Origin of the sequence: Aeromicrobium sp. (assembly GCF_023146395.1) — a bacterium.
GTDB lineage: Bacteria > Actinomycetota > Actinomycetes > Propionibacteriales > Nocardioidaceae > Aeromicrobium.
In genome coordinates, this window is record NZ_JAGLCD010000006.1 from 155,505 (window position 1) to 172,446 (window position 16,942).

Genomic DNA, 16,942 nt, shown 5'->3' on the forward strand with positions numbered 1-16,942 from the left:
GCCGCAGTGCGTCGGTGCCGCCGCCTAGGCTGTCGAACATGAGTTCGGTCGGACTGCGGGTCATGGGCATCGATCCCGGCCTCACGCGCTGTGGTGTCGGAGTCGTGGAGGGGTCGGTCGGTCGTCCGATGGACCTCGTCCACGTGGGTGTCGTCCGGACGCCGGCCGACCTCGACGTCGCACGGCGCCTGCTGCTGCTGGCCGAGGGGATCGAGGCCGCCATCGCCGAGCACCGGCCCGAGGCGGTCGCGATCGAGCGGGTCTTCGCCCAGCACAACGTCCGCACCGTCATGGGCACGGCCCAGGCCAGCGGCGTCGCGATGGCGGTTGCGGCCCGGCACGGACTCGGCGTCCACCTGCACACCCCGAGCGAGGTCAAGGCCGCCGTCACGGGCAGCGGCCGCTCCGACAAGGCGCAGGTCGGGCAGATGGTCACGCGCATCCTGCGGCTCACCGAGACCCCCAAGCCCGCCGACGCCGCCGACGCGCTCGCGATCGCGATCTGCCACGTGTGGCGCGGGGGAGCGCAGCAGCGGCTGGCCGACGCCCTGGCGAGGGCGGGCCGATGATCGCGTCTCTGCGCGGCACGGTCGTCGCGATCCAGCTCGACGGAGCCGTCCTCGACGTCAGCGGTGTCGGGTACTTCGTCCGCAGCACCCCCGGCACGCTCGCGACGCTGCGGCTCGGCCAGGAGGCCACGGTCAGCACCACGCTCGTCGTCCGCGAGGACTCCATGACGCTCTACGGCTTCGGCAGCACCGAGGAGCGCGACATGTTCGAGCTCGTGCAGACCGCCAGCGGCATCGGCCCCAAGGTCGCGCTCGCGATGCTGTCGGTGCTCGACCCCGACCGGCTGCGCTCGGCCATCGCCCAGTCCGATCTCGCCGTCCTCACGTCCGTGCCCGGCATCGGTCGGAAGGGCGCCGAGCGCATCGTGGTCGAGCTCAAGGATCGCGTCGGCCTGGCCACCACCGCCAGCGCCACGGGGGCACCCGCCTGGCGTGAGCAGGTCCACGAGGCGCTGCTCGGCCTCGGCTGGAGCGCGCGCGACGCCGAGTCGGCCGTCGACACCGTGGCCTCCGAGCTCGCCGACGGCGCCGAGCCCGACGTCGCCACCGCGCTGCGTGACGCCCTCCGCTCACTCGCGCGGTCGCGATGAGGGGGCGCCGATGAGGGACGACGAGCCGGTGGAGACCGGAGAGGTCGGCATCGTCGCGCCCGCCGCCGGCACCGACGACCGGGCCTACGAGGCGGCGCTGCGCCCGCGCAGCCTCGAGGAGGTCGTGGGCCAGGACCGCGTGCGGGAGCAGCTCGCGCTCGTGCTCGAGGCGGCCACCGCGCGCGGCTCGGTGCCCGACCACGTGCTGCTCTCCGGCCCGCCGGGGCTCGGCAAGACCACGCTGGCGATGATCATCGCCCACCACCTGGCGGCGCCGCTGCGCATCACGAGCGGCCCGGCCATCCAGCACGCCGGCGACCTCGCGGCGATCCTCTCGGGCGTCAACGAGGGCGACGTCGTGTTCATCGACGAGATCCACCGCATGTCCCGCCCGGCCGAGGAGCTCCTCTACATGGCGATGGAGGACTTCCGCGTCGACGTCGTCGTCGGCAAGGGGCCCGGTGCCACGGCGATCCCTCTGGAGATCCCGCCGTTCACCGTCGTGGGGGCCACGACGCGGGCCGGGCTGCTGCCGGGTCCGCTGCGCGACCGGTTCGGCTTCACGGCCCAGCTCGACTACTACGAAGCGTCCGATCTCGACCGCATCGTGACCCGTTCGGCCGGCCTGCTCGCCCTCGACCTCACGCGGGAGGGGGCCAGCGAGATCGCCGGACGGTCCCGGGGCACCCCGCGGATCGCCAACCGGCTCCTGCGCCGGGTGCGCGACTACGCGCAGGTGCGCACCGGCGGCGTGCTCGACCTCGACGCTGCGCGCGCGGCGCTGGCGCTCTACGAGGTCGACGACCTCGGGCTCGACCGCCTCGACGTGGGAGTGCTGCGTGCTCTGTGCGCCAGCTTCGGCGGAGGACCCGTCGGGGTCTCCACGCTGGCCGTCGCGGTCGGCGAGGAACGTGAGACGGTCGAGGAGATCGCCGAGCCCTACCTCGTGCGCCTGGGGTTCCTGGCCCGCACCCCACGTGGACGTGTCGCCACCCCGGCGGCCTGGCGCCACCTCGGGCTCACCCCGCCGGCCAGCGCCGACCCGCAGCTGCCGCTGCTCGACGACGACGCAGTCAGCGACGATTTCTGATTTCTCGCTGAATCCCGGTCGCGTGGCGGCGAGCACGGCGCCACGGCGTCTACACTTCCCGATGGCCCACAGGCCGATCGGCGCGGCGCCCGGCGCCGGCCGATGTCCTCACCCCTCGTCTGGAGCTTCTCGCGTGTCCGAACTGGCCGGCTTCATCCCGCTGCTGCTGATCGTCGTCGTCTTCTGGCTGTTCATCATCCGGCCGCAGCGACGTCGCCAGCAGGAGTACTCGACGCTCCAGGGCCGGCTCGAACCCGGCCTGCAGGTCATGACCACGAGCGGCATCTTCGCCGAGATCGTCTCGATCGACGACTCCGACGCGGTGCTCAGCATCGCGCCCGGCGTCGAGATCCGTGTGCACCGCCAGGCGATCGGCCAGGTCGTGACCCCTGAGCCCGTCGCCGATCCCGAGACCCCGGAAGGTCTCTGATGGCCGCCCCCGCGCGAGGGCGCCAGGTGCGTCGCCCGGGACGCACGCTGCTGCTGTTCCTCGCCGGGGTCGTGGCGATGTTCGCGCTCGTCGGATTCATCGACCTCGAGGACGGCGGTGGCCACGGCACGTGGCAGCCGCGGCTTGGCCTGGACCTGCAGGGAGGCACCCGCATCACCCTGCAGGCCGAGTCGAGCGGTGGAGACGTCACGGCCGCCAACCTCAGCCAGGCCCGCGACATCATCGATCAGCGCGTCAACGCCACGGGAGTCTCGGAGGCCGAGGTCACGACGCAGGGCGGCAACCAGATCGTCATCGAGATCCCCGGCCAGGAACGCGGCGACATCGTCGACCAGGTGGGCCGCACCGCGCAGCTGCAGTTCCGGCTCGTGTGGCAGCAGCAGGTCGCCTCGACCGGCCAGGCGCTCGACGATGCCGCGGCCCAGCAGGCGCAGGCCACCGTCGACGCCGCCGACTGGTCGGCCCTGAGCCTCGACCAGCTCATCGCCGGCGAGACCCAGACGCCCGCCGCCCTGCCGGCGGAGTACCAGGACGCCGTCGCGGCGCTGCAGCAGCAGGCCCAGGCCTTCGTGTGCAGCCCGGGCGAGCTGTCGGTCGTCGACACCCCCGACGAGCCCATCGTCACGTGCGACCCGAAGACCGGTGAGGTCATGGTGCTGAGCCCGGCCGTCATCGGCGGGTCCCACGTCAAGGACGCGAACGCCGCGATCCCGCAGAACACGGCGCAGTGGGTCGTCGACATCGAGCTCGACGGCGAGGGCAGCGACACGTTCGACACCGTCACCGAGGCGCTGACCCCGGCACAGGGGCGATTCGCGGTCGTGCTCGACGGCGAGGTCATCACCGCACCGACGTCGAACGCGCACATCACCAACGGGAAGGCGCAGATCAGCGGCAGCTTCACGCAGGAGACCGCCGTCGATCTCGCGAACCAGCTCAAGTACGGCGCCCTGCCGCTGACCTTCGTCGTCAACGGCGTCTCCGTGGAGGGTCCGACGCTCGCCGGCAGCCAGCTGCAGGCGGGTCTGATCGCCGGCGCGATCGGCATGGCACTCGTGCTGGTCTACGGACTCTTCTACTACCGCGGACTCGGCCTCGTGGTGGTCGCGTCACTCGGCGTCGCCGCCGCCATCACGTACGGCCTGGTGCTCCTGCTGGGACAGGCGATGGGCTTCACGCTCACGCTCCCCGGCATCGCCGGCCTGATCGTCGCGATCGGCATCACGGCCGACTCCTTCATCGTGCTGTTCGAGCGCATCCGTGACGAGGTGCGCGACGGCAAGTCGCTGCGGCTTGCGGTCGAGGCCGGCTGGGAGCGCGCGCGGTCGACGATCCTCGCCGCCGACGCGGTCTCCTTCCTGGCCGCGTTCATCCTGTTCATCTTCGCGATCGGCGTCGTGCGCGGATTCGCCTTCGCCCTCGGCCTGACGACCCTGGTCGACATCCTCGTGGTGTTCTTCTTCACCAAGCCGCTCATGTCGGTGCTCGCCCGGACGAAGTTCTTCGGCCAGGGCCACCAGCTGTCGGGACTCGACGCCGCGCACCTGGGCATCGAGGGTCGCAAGGTCACGGAGTTCGCCACGGCGAAGGGAGGCCGGTCCTGATGGGACGTCTCAGCAGCTTCGGTCAGCACCTCTACACCGGCCGGGTCTCGTTCGACTTCGTCGGACGGCGCCTGCTCTGGTACGCGATCAGTGCCGTGCTGGTCCTGGGCTCGGCCGCCGGGCTCGGGGTCAACGGGCTCGAGCGCGGCATCGACTTCAAGGGCGGTGTCGAGTTCACGGCTCAGGTGAGCGACGCGAGCTCCGCGTCGGTCGACCGGTTGCGTGAAGCCGTCATCGACACCGGGCTCGACGCCGCGTCCTCGCCGGTCGTCAACACCTCGGGCGACAGCGCGATCCGGGTGCAGACCAGCGCGTTGACGCAGGACGAGACCTCGCAGGTCGCCGACGCCCTGGCCTCGGCCGGGGCGACCGAGGTGAGCCAGAATCTCGTCGGCCCGTCCTGGGGCGCCGAGGTCGCGAAGAAGGCCGCCACCGGCCTGGTCGTGTTCCTCGTGATCGTGGTGCTCTTCATCTGGGCCTACTTCCGCGAGTGGCGGATGTCGGTCGCGGCGATGGTCGCGCTGGCCCACGACCTCGTCATCACGGTGGGGATCTACGCCTGGTCGGGGTTCGAGGTGACCCCGGCGACCGTCACGGGTCTGCTCACGATCCTGGGCTACTCGCTCTACGACACCGTCGTCGTGTTCGACAAGGTGCGCGAGAACACCCGCGGCATCACGGCGTCGACCAGCCGGCTCTACGCCGAGCAGGCGAACCTCGCCGTCAACCAGACCCTGGTGCGCTCGATCAACACCTCGATCACGGCGCTGCTGCCCGTCGGGGCCCTGCTGATCGTCGGAGTCGGCGTGCTGGGCAGCGGCCCGCTCAAGGACCTGGCACTGGCGTTGTTCGTTGGCATGGCCGTCGGCACCTACTCCTCGATCTTCATCGCGACGCCGATCGCGGTCCAGCTCAAGGAGCGCGATCCGGCCATCCGCGAGCACACGGCCAAGGTGCTCAAGCGCCGCGCGAAGGAGCTCGAGACCCCGGACGCGGTCGCGCCGGCCACGGCTCGTCCCGTCGCGACCTCGGCCGCCGCCGGGCGCCGGCAACCGCAACGCTCGAGCCGGCAGCAGCGCCGCGGCCGGTGATCGCGGGTTCCGTCCCGCGCTGACCCGCGTCCCAGTACCGTGTCCGTGACCCAAGGAGTTCTCATGTCGTCCACTGCCAAGACCGCCTCGTCCGCACCGGCCTGGCGCCGTCCCCAGGTGCTCGCCATCGCCGGTGTGCTCGTGCTGGCGCTGGCTGCCGGCGGGTGGTTCTTCTTCCTGCGTGACGGCAGCGGGGCCTACTGCGACGACCTGCAGGCGTGGCAGGACAAGAGCGAGGAGACCCTGGCGCCGGACGCCGACGTCGCGACGTCCGCCGAGTTCCTCGCCGGCAGCGTCACGCGGCGCCTCGACGGTGCCGAGCAGTTCTCGAAGGAGGGCCCGGACGACGTCCGGGCCGACTGGAAGCTGTTCCACGAGCGCCTGGAGGACGTCGTTGACGTCTTCCAGAAGATCGGCTACGACCTGACCGATCCGGACTCCGTCCAGAAGTTCGCGACTGACGTCCAGTCCGGAGCGCTCTCCTCGATCGACCCGTCCCTGCAGGCCGAGGCCACCGAGGTCCAGAGCAAGCTCGCCGACGCGGAGTCGACCGCCGCGGTCAACGCCATCACGGCCGACGCCAAGGACCGGTGCGACATCGACCTCCAGCTGTCGACCCGGGCCCAGTGACGTCCGTGGGCCAGGGCCCGGCTCAGCTCGAAGCACTGATCGACGCCACGGTGCCGACCGTGGCGGACTGGCCCGAGCCGGGCGTGCTGTTCCGCGACATCTCGCCGTTGCTCGCCGACCCGGCGGCCTTCGACACCGTGGTGCAGGCCATGGCGGCTGCGGGTGGCGAGGTCGACGTCGTGCTCGGCGTCGAGGCGCGCGGATTCCTGTTCGGTGTGGCGGTCGCCCAGCGCCTCGGCGTGGGATTCGTCCCCGTCCGCAAGGCCGGGAAGCTGCCGGGCGTCACCGAGAGCGTGTCCTACGACCTGGAGTACGGCAGCGCCACGATCGAGGTCCCGGCCGGTGCCGTCACGGCCGGGCAGCGGGTCGCGATCGTCGACGACGTCCTGGCCACGGGCGGCACGCTCGCGGCCGCCGTGAAGCTGGCGAGGCGATGCGGCGCCGAGGTCATCAGTACGGTGGTGCTGATCGAGATCGCGGCACTCGAGGGGCGGCACGCCATCGACGCCCCGTGTGCCGCACTCCGCTCCTACTGACCGGGAGGTCACATGAACTCGTCCCAGATGCGCGTCGTCGCGCTGATGCTCGTCGCGGTGCTGGTCCTGGGCGTGGCGGCGTCCCTCCTGTCGGGCCTGGTCTGACCCGAGCCGTAGACTGGAGGTCAGGAGGTCGTCGTGGCGGATCGTGGTGAGGTTGCCGAGGCGCCGGGCCACGTCCCGAGCCCGGACGGCCCTGCCGAGCCGGCACCGCGGGGCAGCGAAAGCACGGCGGCCCCCGGGCCCGACACCGCGCCGACCTCGGCGCGGGTCCGTTCGCGGCTGTCGCGCATCGGCGGCAAGACCCAGACCGGTCAGGCGGTGCTCGAGCCGCTCCTGAAGATCCATCGGGTCACCCACCCCAAGGGCGACGTCGCCTCGATCCAGAAGGCCTACGTCGTCGCCGAGCGCATGCACGCTGGCCAGGCCCGCAAGAGCGGCGATCCCTACATCACGCACCCGCTGGCCGTCGCCACGATCCTGGCCGAGCTCGGCATGACCGCGCCCACGCTCTGCGCCGCGCTGCTGCACGACACGGTCGAGGACACCTCCTACACGCTCGAGGAGCTCCGCACCGACTTCGGTGACGAGGTCGTGCACCTCGTCGACGGCGTCACCAAGCTCGACAAGGTCAAGTACGGGGCCACGGCGCAGTCGGAGACGATCCGCAAGATGGTCGTGGCGATGAGCCGCGACATCCGCGTGCTCGTCATCAAGCTCGCCGACCGTCTGCACAACATGCGCACCCTGCGGTACCTGCGTCAGGACAAGCAGGAGCGCATCGCCACCGAGACGCTGGAGATCTTCGCGCCGTTGGCACACCGCCTCGGCATGAACACCATCAAGTGGGAGCTCGAGGACCTCGCGTTCGCCACGCTGCACCCCAAGGTCTACGACGAGATCGTGCGCCTGGTCGCCGATCGTGCGCCGTCGCGGTCCACGTTCCTCGAGCGGGTCATCAGCGACGTCGAGTCCGACCTGAAGCACACCAAGATCAAGGCCACCACGACGGGCCGGCCCAAGCACTACTACTCGATCTACCAGAAGATGCTCGTGCGCGGTCGCGAGTTCTCCGACATCTTCGACCTCGTCGGCGTGCGCATCCTGGTCGACTCCGTCGCCGACTGCTACGCCGTGCTGGGCGTGCTGCACGCCCGCTGGAACCCGGTCCCGGGGCGCTTCAAGGACTACATCAGCGTCCCGAAGTTCAACATGTACCAGTCCCTGCACACGACGGTCATCGGCCCGCAGGGCAAGGCTGTCGAGCTGCAGATCCGCACCCATGCGATGCACCGCCGGGCCGAGTACGGCGTCGCGGCGCACTGGAAGTACAAGGAAGACGCCACCGCCAAGGCCAAGGGTGCGCCGACACCCACCGGCGCCCCGATCAGCACCGAGATGGCGTGGCTGCGCGAGCTGCTCGACTGGCAGTCCGAGACCGAGGACTCGATCGACTTCCTCGACCAGCTCCGGTACGAGATGGGCCAGACCGGCGTCTACGCGTACACGCCGCGTGGTGACCTGATCCAACTGCCCGACGGCTCCACCCCGGTCGACTTCGCGTACTCGGTGCACACCGAGGTCGGACATGCGTGCATCGGTGCTCGGGTCAACGGGCGTCTGGTCTCGCTGGAGTCCAAGCTCGAGACCGGCGACGTCGTCGAGATCTTCACCTCCAAGTCACCCGACGCCGGGCCGAGTCGCGACTGGCTCGACTTCGCCGTCAGCCCGCGGGCGCGCAACAAGATCCGGCAGTGGTTCACCAAGGAGCGGCGCGAGGAGGCCGTCGAGCACGGCAAGGACCTCATCGCGCGGCAGATGCGCAAGGAGAGCCTGCCGCTGGTCCGGCTGTTCCGCCAGCGCACGCTGGAGGCCGTTGCTGCCGACCTGAACCTGGCCGACATCACCGCGCTCTACGCGGCCGTGGGCGAGAACAACGTCAGCGCCCAGAGCGTCGTCGACCGGGTGCTGGCGCTGTCCGGCGGTCGCGAGGGCGCCGAGGAGGACCTCGCGGAGGCCACGGTCCCGACCGTGAGCCGTCGCGCCGCGCGGTCGCGTGAGGGTTCCGACGCCGGCGTCGTGGTCGAGGGTCTCGAGGGCAGTGCGCTCGTCAAGCTCGCGCGGTGCTGCACCCCTGTGCCGGGCGACGAGATCGAGGGTTTCGTCACCCGCACCTCCGGGGTGTCGGTGCACCGTCGCAGCTGCGTCAACCTGGTGCAGCTCCGGGGCGACGAGCCGGAGCGACTCGTGCCGGTGCGCTGGGCCCCGAGCGCCACGAGCACGTTCCTGGTCGCCCTGCAGGTGGAGGCGCTCGACCGCCCGGGCCTGCTGTCGGACATCACGCGGGTCATGTCCGAGCAGCACGTCAACATCCTGTCCGCGGCCCTGTCCACCGGCACCGACCGCGTGGCCAAGAGCAAGTTCACCTTCGAGATGGGCGACGCCAAGCACCTCGGCCACGTCCTCAAGGCCGTCCGCACGATCGAGGGCGTCTTCGACGTCTACCGCCTCACCCAGTAGTCATTTCCCCTCGCGAGAGACTTTGTTGGTGGCGAGGAGAGACTTTGTTGGTGGTCACGAGCGAGTTTGTGGCGCGCGTGTGCCCCACCAACGGGGGATCGGGGTGAAGCCGATGAGATCACCCACCTGCCGCTCGAACGCATTGTCGGGTCCGAACAGCGTCTCGTAGCGGGCCACCACGAAGCGCCAGCCGAGCTGGTCGCTCAACGGGTTGCGACGCGTGAGGTCGTGGGCGGTGTCGAGGCTGCCCGTGTGGTGCTGCCGTCCGTCGAACTCCACGGCGACCAGCTTCTCGACGTACCCATGGTCGAGTCGCCACGCCACGCCGTCGCGGTCGATCACGACCACCTGCAGCTCGGGCATCGGGAATCCTGCGTCGTGCATCCGGAGCCGTGTCCAGGACTCACCTGGCGACTCGGCGCGCCCGTCGACGAGCACGACGAGCGCACGCGCCTGACGGATGCCCGGATACCCCGTCAACCGGTGGACGTGATCGCTCAGGTCGGCGAGGTCGACCAGTCCCGCCCGCACCATCTGGTCGGCCGAGGCCAGGGCGTGGGGACGGTACTGGCGACGCAGGAGGTCGCTCGCCGTGCGGACCGCAGTGGTGGTGAGGGTGCCGTGCTCGTCCGTGACGTCGCGCCCGGACAGCTTGGCCTGCCGGCACTGAACTCCTGGCACGGTGATGCGCGTGGTGCCGTGCGGCACCAGGAAGGTCGGGGTGAAGTCGTGGCGACGTCCCGGTGGGAAGACGTCGACTCCCATCGCCCATGCGGCCGTCTCCCCGCACGCGACCCCGGCCGCTGGTCGCACCTTGTCGACGGCCGCGACGCGCAGCTCGCGCGAGTCCGGGACCCGCGTGTCGACGAACACGCCGCGAAGGACCCGCCGCAGGACGCCGTCGCGCACCAGGTGGTGCGCGTCGTAGCGCGACATCACGTCATCGGTCGAGCAGAACACCAGGCCATCGGCCACGAGATCATTCACGCCCCCATGCAAGACCGGTTCAGGTCAGCGTGGGGATCGCCATCCACAGGCTTGCTGCACGAACTCGCTCGTCGCCACCAACAAACTCTCTCGTGACCACCAACAAACTCTCTCGCGAGCGGAACCTCGGAGGGGAGTGGATCAGGAGAAGTCGGCCTGGGCCTTCTGGGCCATGTCGAGGAACGCCCGGTTGGACTCGAGCTTGGCGGTGAGGTCCTTGACCTTGCGCTGGTCGCCGGCGGCCTCCGCCGCGGCGAGGGACTCCTCGGTCTCGGTGATGGCGCGCTGGAGCTTGCCGATCATGTCGTCGGCGCGGGCCGACTTCTCCGGATCGGTCCGCTGCCACTGGCGCTCGCCGGCGGCCCGGACGGCCTCCTCGACCTTGCGCAGGCGGCCCTCCAGCTCCGAGATGCGGGCGCGCGGGACCTTGCCTGCGGCCTCCCAGCGATCGGCGATGTCGTTGAGCGCCTTGCGGGCGGCATCGGCGTCGGAGACCGGCAGCAGGGCCTCGGCCTCGACCAGGATCTGCTCCTTGACCACGGCGTTGCCCTCGAACTCCTTGTCGAGTGCCGCATTCGCCGCGTCGCGGGCCTCGAAGAAGGCGTCCTGGGCCGCGCGGAAGCGCTTCCAGAGCTTGTCCTCGACGTTGCGCGGCGCGGAGCCCGCCGCCTTCCACCGCGACATCAGGTCGCGGTACGCGGCCGCGGTGGCGCCGAAGTCGGTCGACCCCGACAGCGCCTCGGCCTCGACGATGAGCTTCTCCTTGATCTTCTTCGCCGCGGCACGCTGGGTGTCCTGCTCGGCGAAGAAGGCCTTGCGGGCCCGCATGAACGAAGTGCGCGAACCGCTGAAGCGCTTCCAGAGCGCGTCGTCAGCGGACCGGCTCAGACGCGGCAGCGCCTTCCACTCGTCGAGCAGAGCGCTCAGCCGGTCGGCCCCCTTGCGGTACTCCGTGCCGGCGGCGATCTTCTCGGCCTCGGCCACGATCTCGGTCTTGCGCTGCTCGGCCACCGCCTGCTCGGCCTCGCGCGCGGCCTTCTTGGCCTCACGGGCCTGCTCGATCTGGGGCGCGAGCGCCGTCAGGCGAGCCTCGAGCGCTCCGAGGTCGCCCAGCGCTGCGGCGTCCGTGATGTTCTCGCGGGCCTTGTCGAGCGCCTTGACCGCATCAGCGGGGGAGAGGGCACCGGACTCGAGCCGCTTCTCGAGCAGCTCGACCTCGGTCTCGAGGGCCCCGAAGCGGCGCTCGTAGAACGCCAGTGCCTCGGTCGGGTCGGAACCCGCGGCCCATTGGCCGATGATGCGCTCGCCGTCGGCGGTGCGGAGGTGGACGTTGCCCTCGTCATCGACGCGGCCCCACGGGTGCTCGGCGGGTGTGGTCATGGGCACAGTCTAGGGACGCCAGTCGGCCAGGAGGGGCGCCGGACCGGTGCGAGGCCTCGCGTACCCTGTCGCACGTGCTTCTGACGTCCTTTCCCGCGGGTCCTCTGCAGGCGAACTGCTACCTGGTCGCCCAGGGTCCCGGCTCCGGCTGCGCCGTCGTCGATCCCGGCATGGACGCCATCGACGGGGTCAGGGCCGCCGCCGCCGAGCACGACCTCACACCGCAGGCCGTGCTCGTGACGCACGGCCACTTCGACCACCTCTGGTGCGCACAGGACGTCGCGGCCGAGTGGGGCTGTCCGGTCTGGATCCACCCGGCCGACCGCCACCTGCTGAGCGACCCCATGGCGGCGATCTCGAACGAGTCCGCCGCGATGCTGCGCGGCCAGCTCGGCCTGGACGGCACCCTGCCGGAGTTCGTGGAACCCGCCGACGTTCGCGACGCGGTCGACGGCGCCACGTTCGACGTCGACGGCGTGACCTTCACGGTCGCGCACGTCCCCGGCCACACGCCCGGCACCCTGTACTACCTGATCGACTACCCCGGCGACGAGGTCTCGCAGGTCATGTTCTCCGGCGACTTCCTGTTCGCCGGATCGATCGGCCGCACCGACCTGGTCGGCGGTTCGCACCCGCAGATGATCGACAGCCTCCGCGACAAGGTGCTGCCGCTGCAGGACGACGTCGTCGTGCTGCCTGGGCACGGCCCGCAGACCTCGATCGGCCGCGAGCGCACGACCAACCCGTACCTGGTCCAGATCGCCGAAGGCCGCTGATGGCCTCCCTGTCCGGGTTCCCGGAGCACACCCCACGTGAACGGATCGTCGAGCAGGCGGTGCTCGACCACCTCCGGTCGACCTTCGAGCTGCACGGCTTCGCCTCGGTCGAGACCCGCGCGGTCGAGCCGCTCGAGGTCCTCCTGCGCAAGGGCGAGATCGACAAGGAGGTCTACGCGGTCCGCCGCCTCCAGGGCGACGACGGGGCCGCGAGCGCCGAGGCGGGCCTGGCCCTGCACTTCGACCTGACCGTCCCGTTCGCGCGCTACGTCGTGGAGAACGCGAACAGTCTGGACTTCCCGTTCCGCCGCTACCAGGTCCAGAAGGTCTGGCGGGGCGAGCGTCCGCAGCAGGGCCGGTACCGCGAGTTCACCCAGGCCGACATCGACGTCGTCGGTCGTGACGTGCTGCCCGCCCAGGCCGACGTCGACGTCGCCCAGGTCATGACCGAGGCGCTCGGCGGCCTGATGGACCTCGTGGGCTCGCCCGAGGCGCACGCGACGCTGCAGGTCGCGAATCGCAAGGTGCTGGAGGGGTTCTACCTCGGCCTCGGACTGGCAGATCCGACCGCCGTGATGCAGGTCGTCGACAAGCTCGACAAGGTCAGCCCCGAGAAGATCCGCGTCATGCTGGCCGAGATCGGCGTCGCCGACGACGCCGCCACGCAGGTGCTGGCGCTGGCCGAGATCGTCACGACCGACACGTCCTTCGTCCAGCAGGTCGAGGCGCTCGGCGTCGAGCACCCGTTGCTGGCCGAGGGCCTGGCCGAGCTCGCCCACGTGGTCGGCTCGATCGTGGCGCCCGAGCGGGTCACGGTCACGGCCGACCTGCGCATCGCGCGCGGGCTCGACTACTACACCGGCACGGTCTTCGAGACCCGGCTGTCGGGCTTCGAGCAGCTCGGCTCGATCTGCTCCGGAGGGCGCTACGAGAAGCTCGCGTCCGACAACCGCAGCACCTACCCGGGCGTCGGCATCTCGCTCGGCGTCTCGCGCCTGCTCGCCGCGCTGCTCGGCGACGGTGTCACCGCGAGCCGGTCCGTCCCGTCCGCCGTGCTCGTCGCCGTGGCCGACGAGACCGAGCGTCCGGCTGCCGATGCGGTGGCGCGTTCGCTGCGCTCGCGTGGCGTGCCGACCGAGGTCGCTCCGACCGCGGCGAAGTTCGGCAAGCAGATCCGCCATGCCGAGCGCCGTGGCATCCCGTTCGTCTTCTTTCCCGGCGGAGCCCCCACCGTCAAGGACATCCGCAGCGGCGACCAGGTCGAGGTCGACCCGACCAGCTGGCTGCCGCCCGTCGAGGACCTGCGTCCGCAGGTCGTCGCCCCTTCCATCCCCGTTCCCGACCTCCAGGAGAAGACCCCGTGATCCGCACGCATGACGCCGGCACCCTGACCGCCGACAGCATCGGCCAGCAGGTGACGCTGGCCGGCTGGGTGGCCCGCCGACGCGATCACGGCGGCGTCGCTTTCATCGACCTGCGCGAGGCCAGTGGCGTGGTGCAGGTCGTGGTCCGCGAGGACGTCGCCCACCAGCTGCGCGCCGAGTACTGCCTCAAGATCACCGGCACGGTGCAGCGCCGCCCCGACGGCAACGAGAACGCGGCGATCGCCACGGGCGAGATCGAGGTCGTCGCCGACGACGTCGAGATCCTGAGCGCGTCCGCGCCGCTGCCGTTCCCCATCGACGACGCCGCCGCCTCGAGCGCCGGCGAGGTCGGTGAGGAGGCTCGCCTGCGCCACCGCTACCTCGACCTGCGTCGCTCCGGCCCGGCCGCCGCGCTGCGGCTGCGCTCGCGGGTCAACGCCACGGCACGCGCGGTGCTGGACCGTCACGAGTTCGTCGAGGTCGAGACCCCCACGCTGACCCGGTCGACGCCCGAGGGCGCGCGCGACTTCCTCGTGCCCGCACGGCTGCGTCCGGGCAGCTGGTACGCGCTGCCGCAGAGCCCCCAGCTGTTCAAGCAGCTCCTGATGGTCGGCGGCCTCGAGCGCTACTACCAGATCGCGCGCTGCTACCGCGACGAGGACTTCCGGGCCGACCGTCAGCCGGAGTTCACCCAGCTCGACATCGAGATGAGCTTCGTCGACCAGGACGATGTCATCGCGCTCGCCGAGGAGATCTACGCCGAGCTCTGGAAGCTCATCGACGTCGAGCTGCCCCGCCCGTTCCCGCGCATCACCTACGCGGACGCGATGGGCAAGTACGGCTCCGACAAGCCCGACCTGCGTTTCGACCTCGAGCTGACCGAGCTGACCGACTACTTCAAGGACACCCCGTTCCGCGTGTTCCAGGCGCCCTACGTGGGCGCGGTGGTGCACCCCGGTGGCGCGTCCCAGGCCCGGCGCACCCTGGACGGCTGGCAGGAGTGGGCCAAGCAGCGTGGCGCGCGCGGGCTGGCCTACGTGCTGGTGCAGGAGGACGGCACGCTCGGCGGACCCGTCGCCAAGAACCTCTCCGACGCCGAGCGTGACGGCCTGGCCGCCGCGGCCGGCGCCGAGCCCGGCGACGCGATCTACTTCGCAGCCGGCCCCACGAAGTCGATGCGCCAGCTGCTCGGTGCCGCGCGGGTCGAGATCGCGCGCCGCGAGGGCCTGATCGACGAGTCGGCGTGGGCCTTCTGCTTCGTCGTCGACTGGCCGATGTTCGAGCCCGTCAGCGAGCTCGACTCCGGCGACGTCGCGGTGGGTGGCGGCGAGTGGACGGCGGTGCACCACGCGTTCACCGCACCGCAGGACGTCGAGACCCTGGCGACACCGGGCGAGTCGCTCGCCTGGGCCTATGACATCGTCTGCAACGGCAACGAGGTCGGCGGCGGCTCGCTGCGTATCCACCGCCAGGACGTGCAGAAGCGCGTCTTCGAGATCATGGGCATCGGCGCCGAGGAGGCCGAGGAGAAGTTCGGCTTCCTGCTGGACGCCTTCGCCTTCGGTGCCCCGCCGCACGGCGGCATCGCGTTCGGCTGGGACCGCACGGTGGCCCTGCTGACCGGATCGGACTCCATCCGCGACGTCATCGCCTTCCCGAAGTCGGGTGGCGGCTACGACCCGTTGACCGCGGCCCCCGCCCCGATCACGGACGAGCAGCGGGCCGAGGCCGGCGTCGACTTCGAACCCGAGGACGACGACGCGTCGACGCAGACTTCTGCCTGAGCGGGGCGGCGACGATGTCGTCGGGCGTCGCTAGGCTCCTCGAGTGAGCGACGGACTGTTCGACATGCCTCAGAGCGGGGCCGGGGGCGGCGATCCGCGCCGTGACTCCGGTGGATCGCTGGCCGGCAGCGCCTCGGCCAACGCCCCGCTGGCCGTGCGCATGCGCCCGCGCACGCTCGACGAGCTCGTCGGGCAGCAGCACCTGCTCGCGCAGGGGTCGCCGCTGCGTCAGGTCATCGAGGGCGATCAGCCGCTCACGATCCTGCTCTGGGGGCCTCCGGGCACCGGCAAGACCACGGTGGCCAGCCTGATCAGCAACCACACCGATCGCCGGTTCGTCGAGGTGTCGGCCGTCAGCGCCGGTGTCAAGGAGGTCCGCGACGTCATCGCCGGGTCCCGCCAGGCCCTCGCCAACACGGGCCGCGAGACCGTGCTGTTCGTCGACGAGGTGCACCGGTTCAGCAAGGCCCAGCAGGACGCCCTGCTGCCGGGCGTCGAGAACCGGTGGGTCAGCCTCGTCGCGGCCACGACCGAGAATCCGCACTTCAGCGTCATCTCGCCGCTGCTCAGCCGGTCGCTGCTGCTCACGCTCCACAACCTCACGGACGACGACATCGCCACCGTGATGGACCGGGCGATCACCGACGAACGGGGTCTCGCGGGCGCGGTCTCGCTGACCGACGAGGCCAAGGAGCACCTCGTGCGCCTCGCCGGCGGCGACGGCCGCCGCGCGCTCACCTACCTCGAGGCGGCCGCGGGTGCGGCCCGGTCGCAGGGCAAGACCGTGATCGGGGTCGAGGACGCCGCGCTCGCGGTCGACACGGCCGCCGTGCGGTACGACCGGCAGGGCGACCAGCACTACGACGTCGCGAGCGCGCTGATCAAGAGCATCCGCGGCTCCGACGTCGACGCGGCGCTGCACTACCTGGCCCGCATGATCGAGGCGGGGGAGGACCCTCGGTTCATCGCGCGGCGGCTCATCATCTCGGCCAGCGAGGACGTCGGCATGGCTGATCCCACGGCCCTGCCCACGGTCGTCGCCGCGGCCGAGGCGGTCGCCATGATCGGCCTGCCCGAGGGCCGCATCCCCCTGGCTCAGGCGGTCGTGCACCTGGCGCTCGCGCCGAAGTCGAACGCGGCCTACGTGGCCATCGACGCGGCGATCGCCGATGTCCGGGCCGGCAAGGCCGGCGCCGTGCCGCCGGCCTTGCGCGACGCGCACTACGCGGGTGCGAAGAAGCTCGGGCACGGGCACGACTACCGCTATGCGCACAGCGACCCGCGCGGGGTCGTCGGCCAGCAGTACGCGCCGGACGAGATCGACGGCACCGAGTACTACGCACCATCGCCGCATGGCTTCGAGGGATCCCTGCGGGAGCGGCTCGCGCGGCTGCGGGCGATCCTGCGCGACCGCTGACCCGCAGATTCCCACCAGACCGCTCGAATCACGCCGCGAGCGCGCGAGACGTCGTGCACTCGACGACGGATTCAGCCGGTCTCGTGGGAATCCGCGGACCGAGGAGGGGAGCGAGGGCTGACCGGGGCGAGGCGGGCCTAGTAGCCTCGGTCC

At 71.1% G+C, this 16,942-nt stretch carries 15 protein-coding genes; 13 read left to right on the forward strand and 2 right to left on the reverse strand.

From position 1 onward, the window contains the following. Positions 1-38 precede the first annotated feature (38 nt). The 9 genes from ruvC to KAG51_RS05910 all read left to right on the forward strand — a co-directional run bounded on the left by ruvC (position 39) and on the right by KAG51_RS05910 (position 9,081). Positions 39-569 (forward strand): crossover junction endodeoxyribonuclease RuvC, encoded by a 531-nt coding sequence (ruvC, locus tag KAG51_RS05870; RefSeq protein WP_290581599.1) that lies wholly within the window; start codon positions 39-41, stop codon positions 567-569. Beyond that, the gene (gene ruvA / locus KAG51_RS05875; RefSeq protein ID WP_290581601.1) at positions 566-1,159 is read left to right on the forward strand and encodes a Holliday junction branch migration protein RuvA; all 594 of its coding nucleotides are present in this window, start codon (positions 566-568) and stop codon (positions 1,157-1,159) included. Before ruvC ends, ruvA begins: the two co-directional genes overlap by 4 nt. Before the next feature lie 10 nt (positions 1,160-1,169). After that, a complete protein-coding gene (ruvB, locus tag KAG51_RS05880) occupies positions 1,170-2,249 on the forward strand; it encodes a Holliday junction branch migration DNA helicase RuvB (protein ID WP_290581603.1) in 1,080 nt (359 codons plus the stop codon). Between the two features lie 133 nt (positions 2,250-2,382). Continuing rightward, positions 2,383-2,679, forward strand: coding sequence for a preprotein translocase subunit YajC (yajC, locus tag KAG51_RS05885; RefSeq protein WP_290581605.1), 297 nt, complete (start codon positions 2,383-2,385; stop codon positions 2,677-2,679). After that, a complete protein-coding gene (secD, locus tag KAG51_RS05890; protein ID WP_290581607.1) occupies positions 2,679-4,304 on the forward strand; it encodes a protein translocase subunit SecD in 1,626 nt (541 codons plus the stop codon). Before yajC ends, secD begins: the two co-directional genes overlap by 1 nt. Then, complete coding sequence (gene secF, locus KAG51_RS05895; RefSeq protein ID WP_290581609.1) at positions 4,304-5,395, forward strand: protein translocase subunit SecF; 1,092 nt, start codon at positions 4,304-4,306, stop codon at positions 5,393-5,395. The genes secD and secF overlap by 1 nt, the downstream gene beginning before the upstream one ends. A 63-nt stretch (positions 5,396-5,458) precedes the next feature. Further along, on the forward strand, positions 5,459-6,025 hold the full coding sequence (locus KAG51_RS05900; RefSeq protein ID WP_290581611.1) for a hypothetical protein: 567 nt from the start codon (positions 5,459-5,461) through the stop codon (positions 6,023-6,025). Positions 6,026-6,030: 5 nt separating this feature from the next. Further along, a complete protein-coding gene (locus tag KAG51_RS05905) occupies positions 6,031-6,561 on the forward strand; it encodes an adenine phosphoribosyltransferase (protein WP_290581656.1) in 531 nt (176 codons plus the stop codon). 282 nt (positions 6,562-6,843) lie between these two features. Beyond that, positions 6,844-9,081 carry a bifunctional (p)ppGpp synthetase/guanosine-3',5'-bis(diphosphate) 3'-pyrophosphohydrolase gene (locus tag KAG51_RS05910; protein WP_290581658.1) on the forward strand — a complete coding sequence of 746 codons (2,238 nt, stop codon included), beginning with the start codon at positions 6,844-6,846 and terminating at the stop codon, positions 9,079-9,081. A gap of 54 nt (positions 9,082-9,135) precedes the next feature. Here KAG51_RS05910 and KAG51_RS05915 read toward each other — a convergent pair whose 3' ends face one another. Together KAG51_RS05915 and KAG51_RS05920 are read right to left on the reverse strand one after the other, a co-directional pair. Continuing rightward, positions 9,136-10,068, reverse strand: coding sequence for a hypothetical protein (locus KAG51_RS05915; RefSeq protein WP_290581613.1), 933 nt, complete (start codon positions 10,066-10,068; stop codon positions 9,136-9,138). A 141-nt stretch (positions 10,069-10,209) separates the two neighbouring features. After that, the gene (locus KAG51_RS05920) at positions 10,210-11,448 is read right to left on the reverse strand and encodes a DUF349 domain-containing protein (RefSeq protein WP_290581615.1); all 1,239 of its coding nucleotides are present in this window, start codon (positions 11,446-11,448) and stop codon (positions 10,210-10,212) included. A 74-nt stretch (positions 11,449-11,522) separates the two neighbouring features. On the opposite strand from KAG51_RS05920, the gene KAG51_RS05925 reads away from it, so the two are divergent. The 4 genes from KAG51_RS05925 to KAG51_RS05940 all read left to right on the forward strand — a co-directional run bounded on the left by KAG51_RS05925 (position 11,523) and on the right by KAG51_RS05940 (position 16,789). After that, complete coding sequence (locus KAG51_RS05925) at positions 11,523-12,224, forward strand: MBL fold metallo-hydrolase (protein ID WP_290581617.1); 702 nt, start codon at positions 11,523-11,525, stop codon at positions 12,222-12,224. Then, positions 12,224-13,588: a histidine--tRNA ligase gene (gene hisS, locus KAG51_RS05930; protein ID WP_290581619.1), complete on the forward strand. Its 1,365-nt coding sequence runs from the start codon at positions 12,224-12,226 to the stop codon at positions 13,586-13,588. Before KAG51_RS05925 ends, hisS begins: the two co-directional genes overlap by 1 nt. Beyond that, entirely contained in the window at positions 13,585-15,372 is a 1,788-nt protein-coding gene (gene aspS, locus KAG51_RS05935) for an aspartate--tRNA ligase (protein WP_290581621.1), read from the forward strand. The genes hisS and aspS overlap by 4 nt, the downstream gene beginning before the upstream one ends. Before the next feature lie 64 nt (positions 15,373-15,436). Next, on the forward strand, positions 15,437-16,789 hold the full coding sequence (locus KAG51_RS05940; RefSeq protein ID WP_290581660.1) for a replication-associated recombination protein A: 1,353 nt from the start codon (positions 15,437-15,439) through the stop codon (positions 16,787-16,789). Positions 16,790-16,942: the final 153 nt, after the last annotated feature.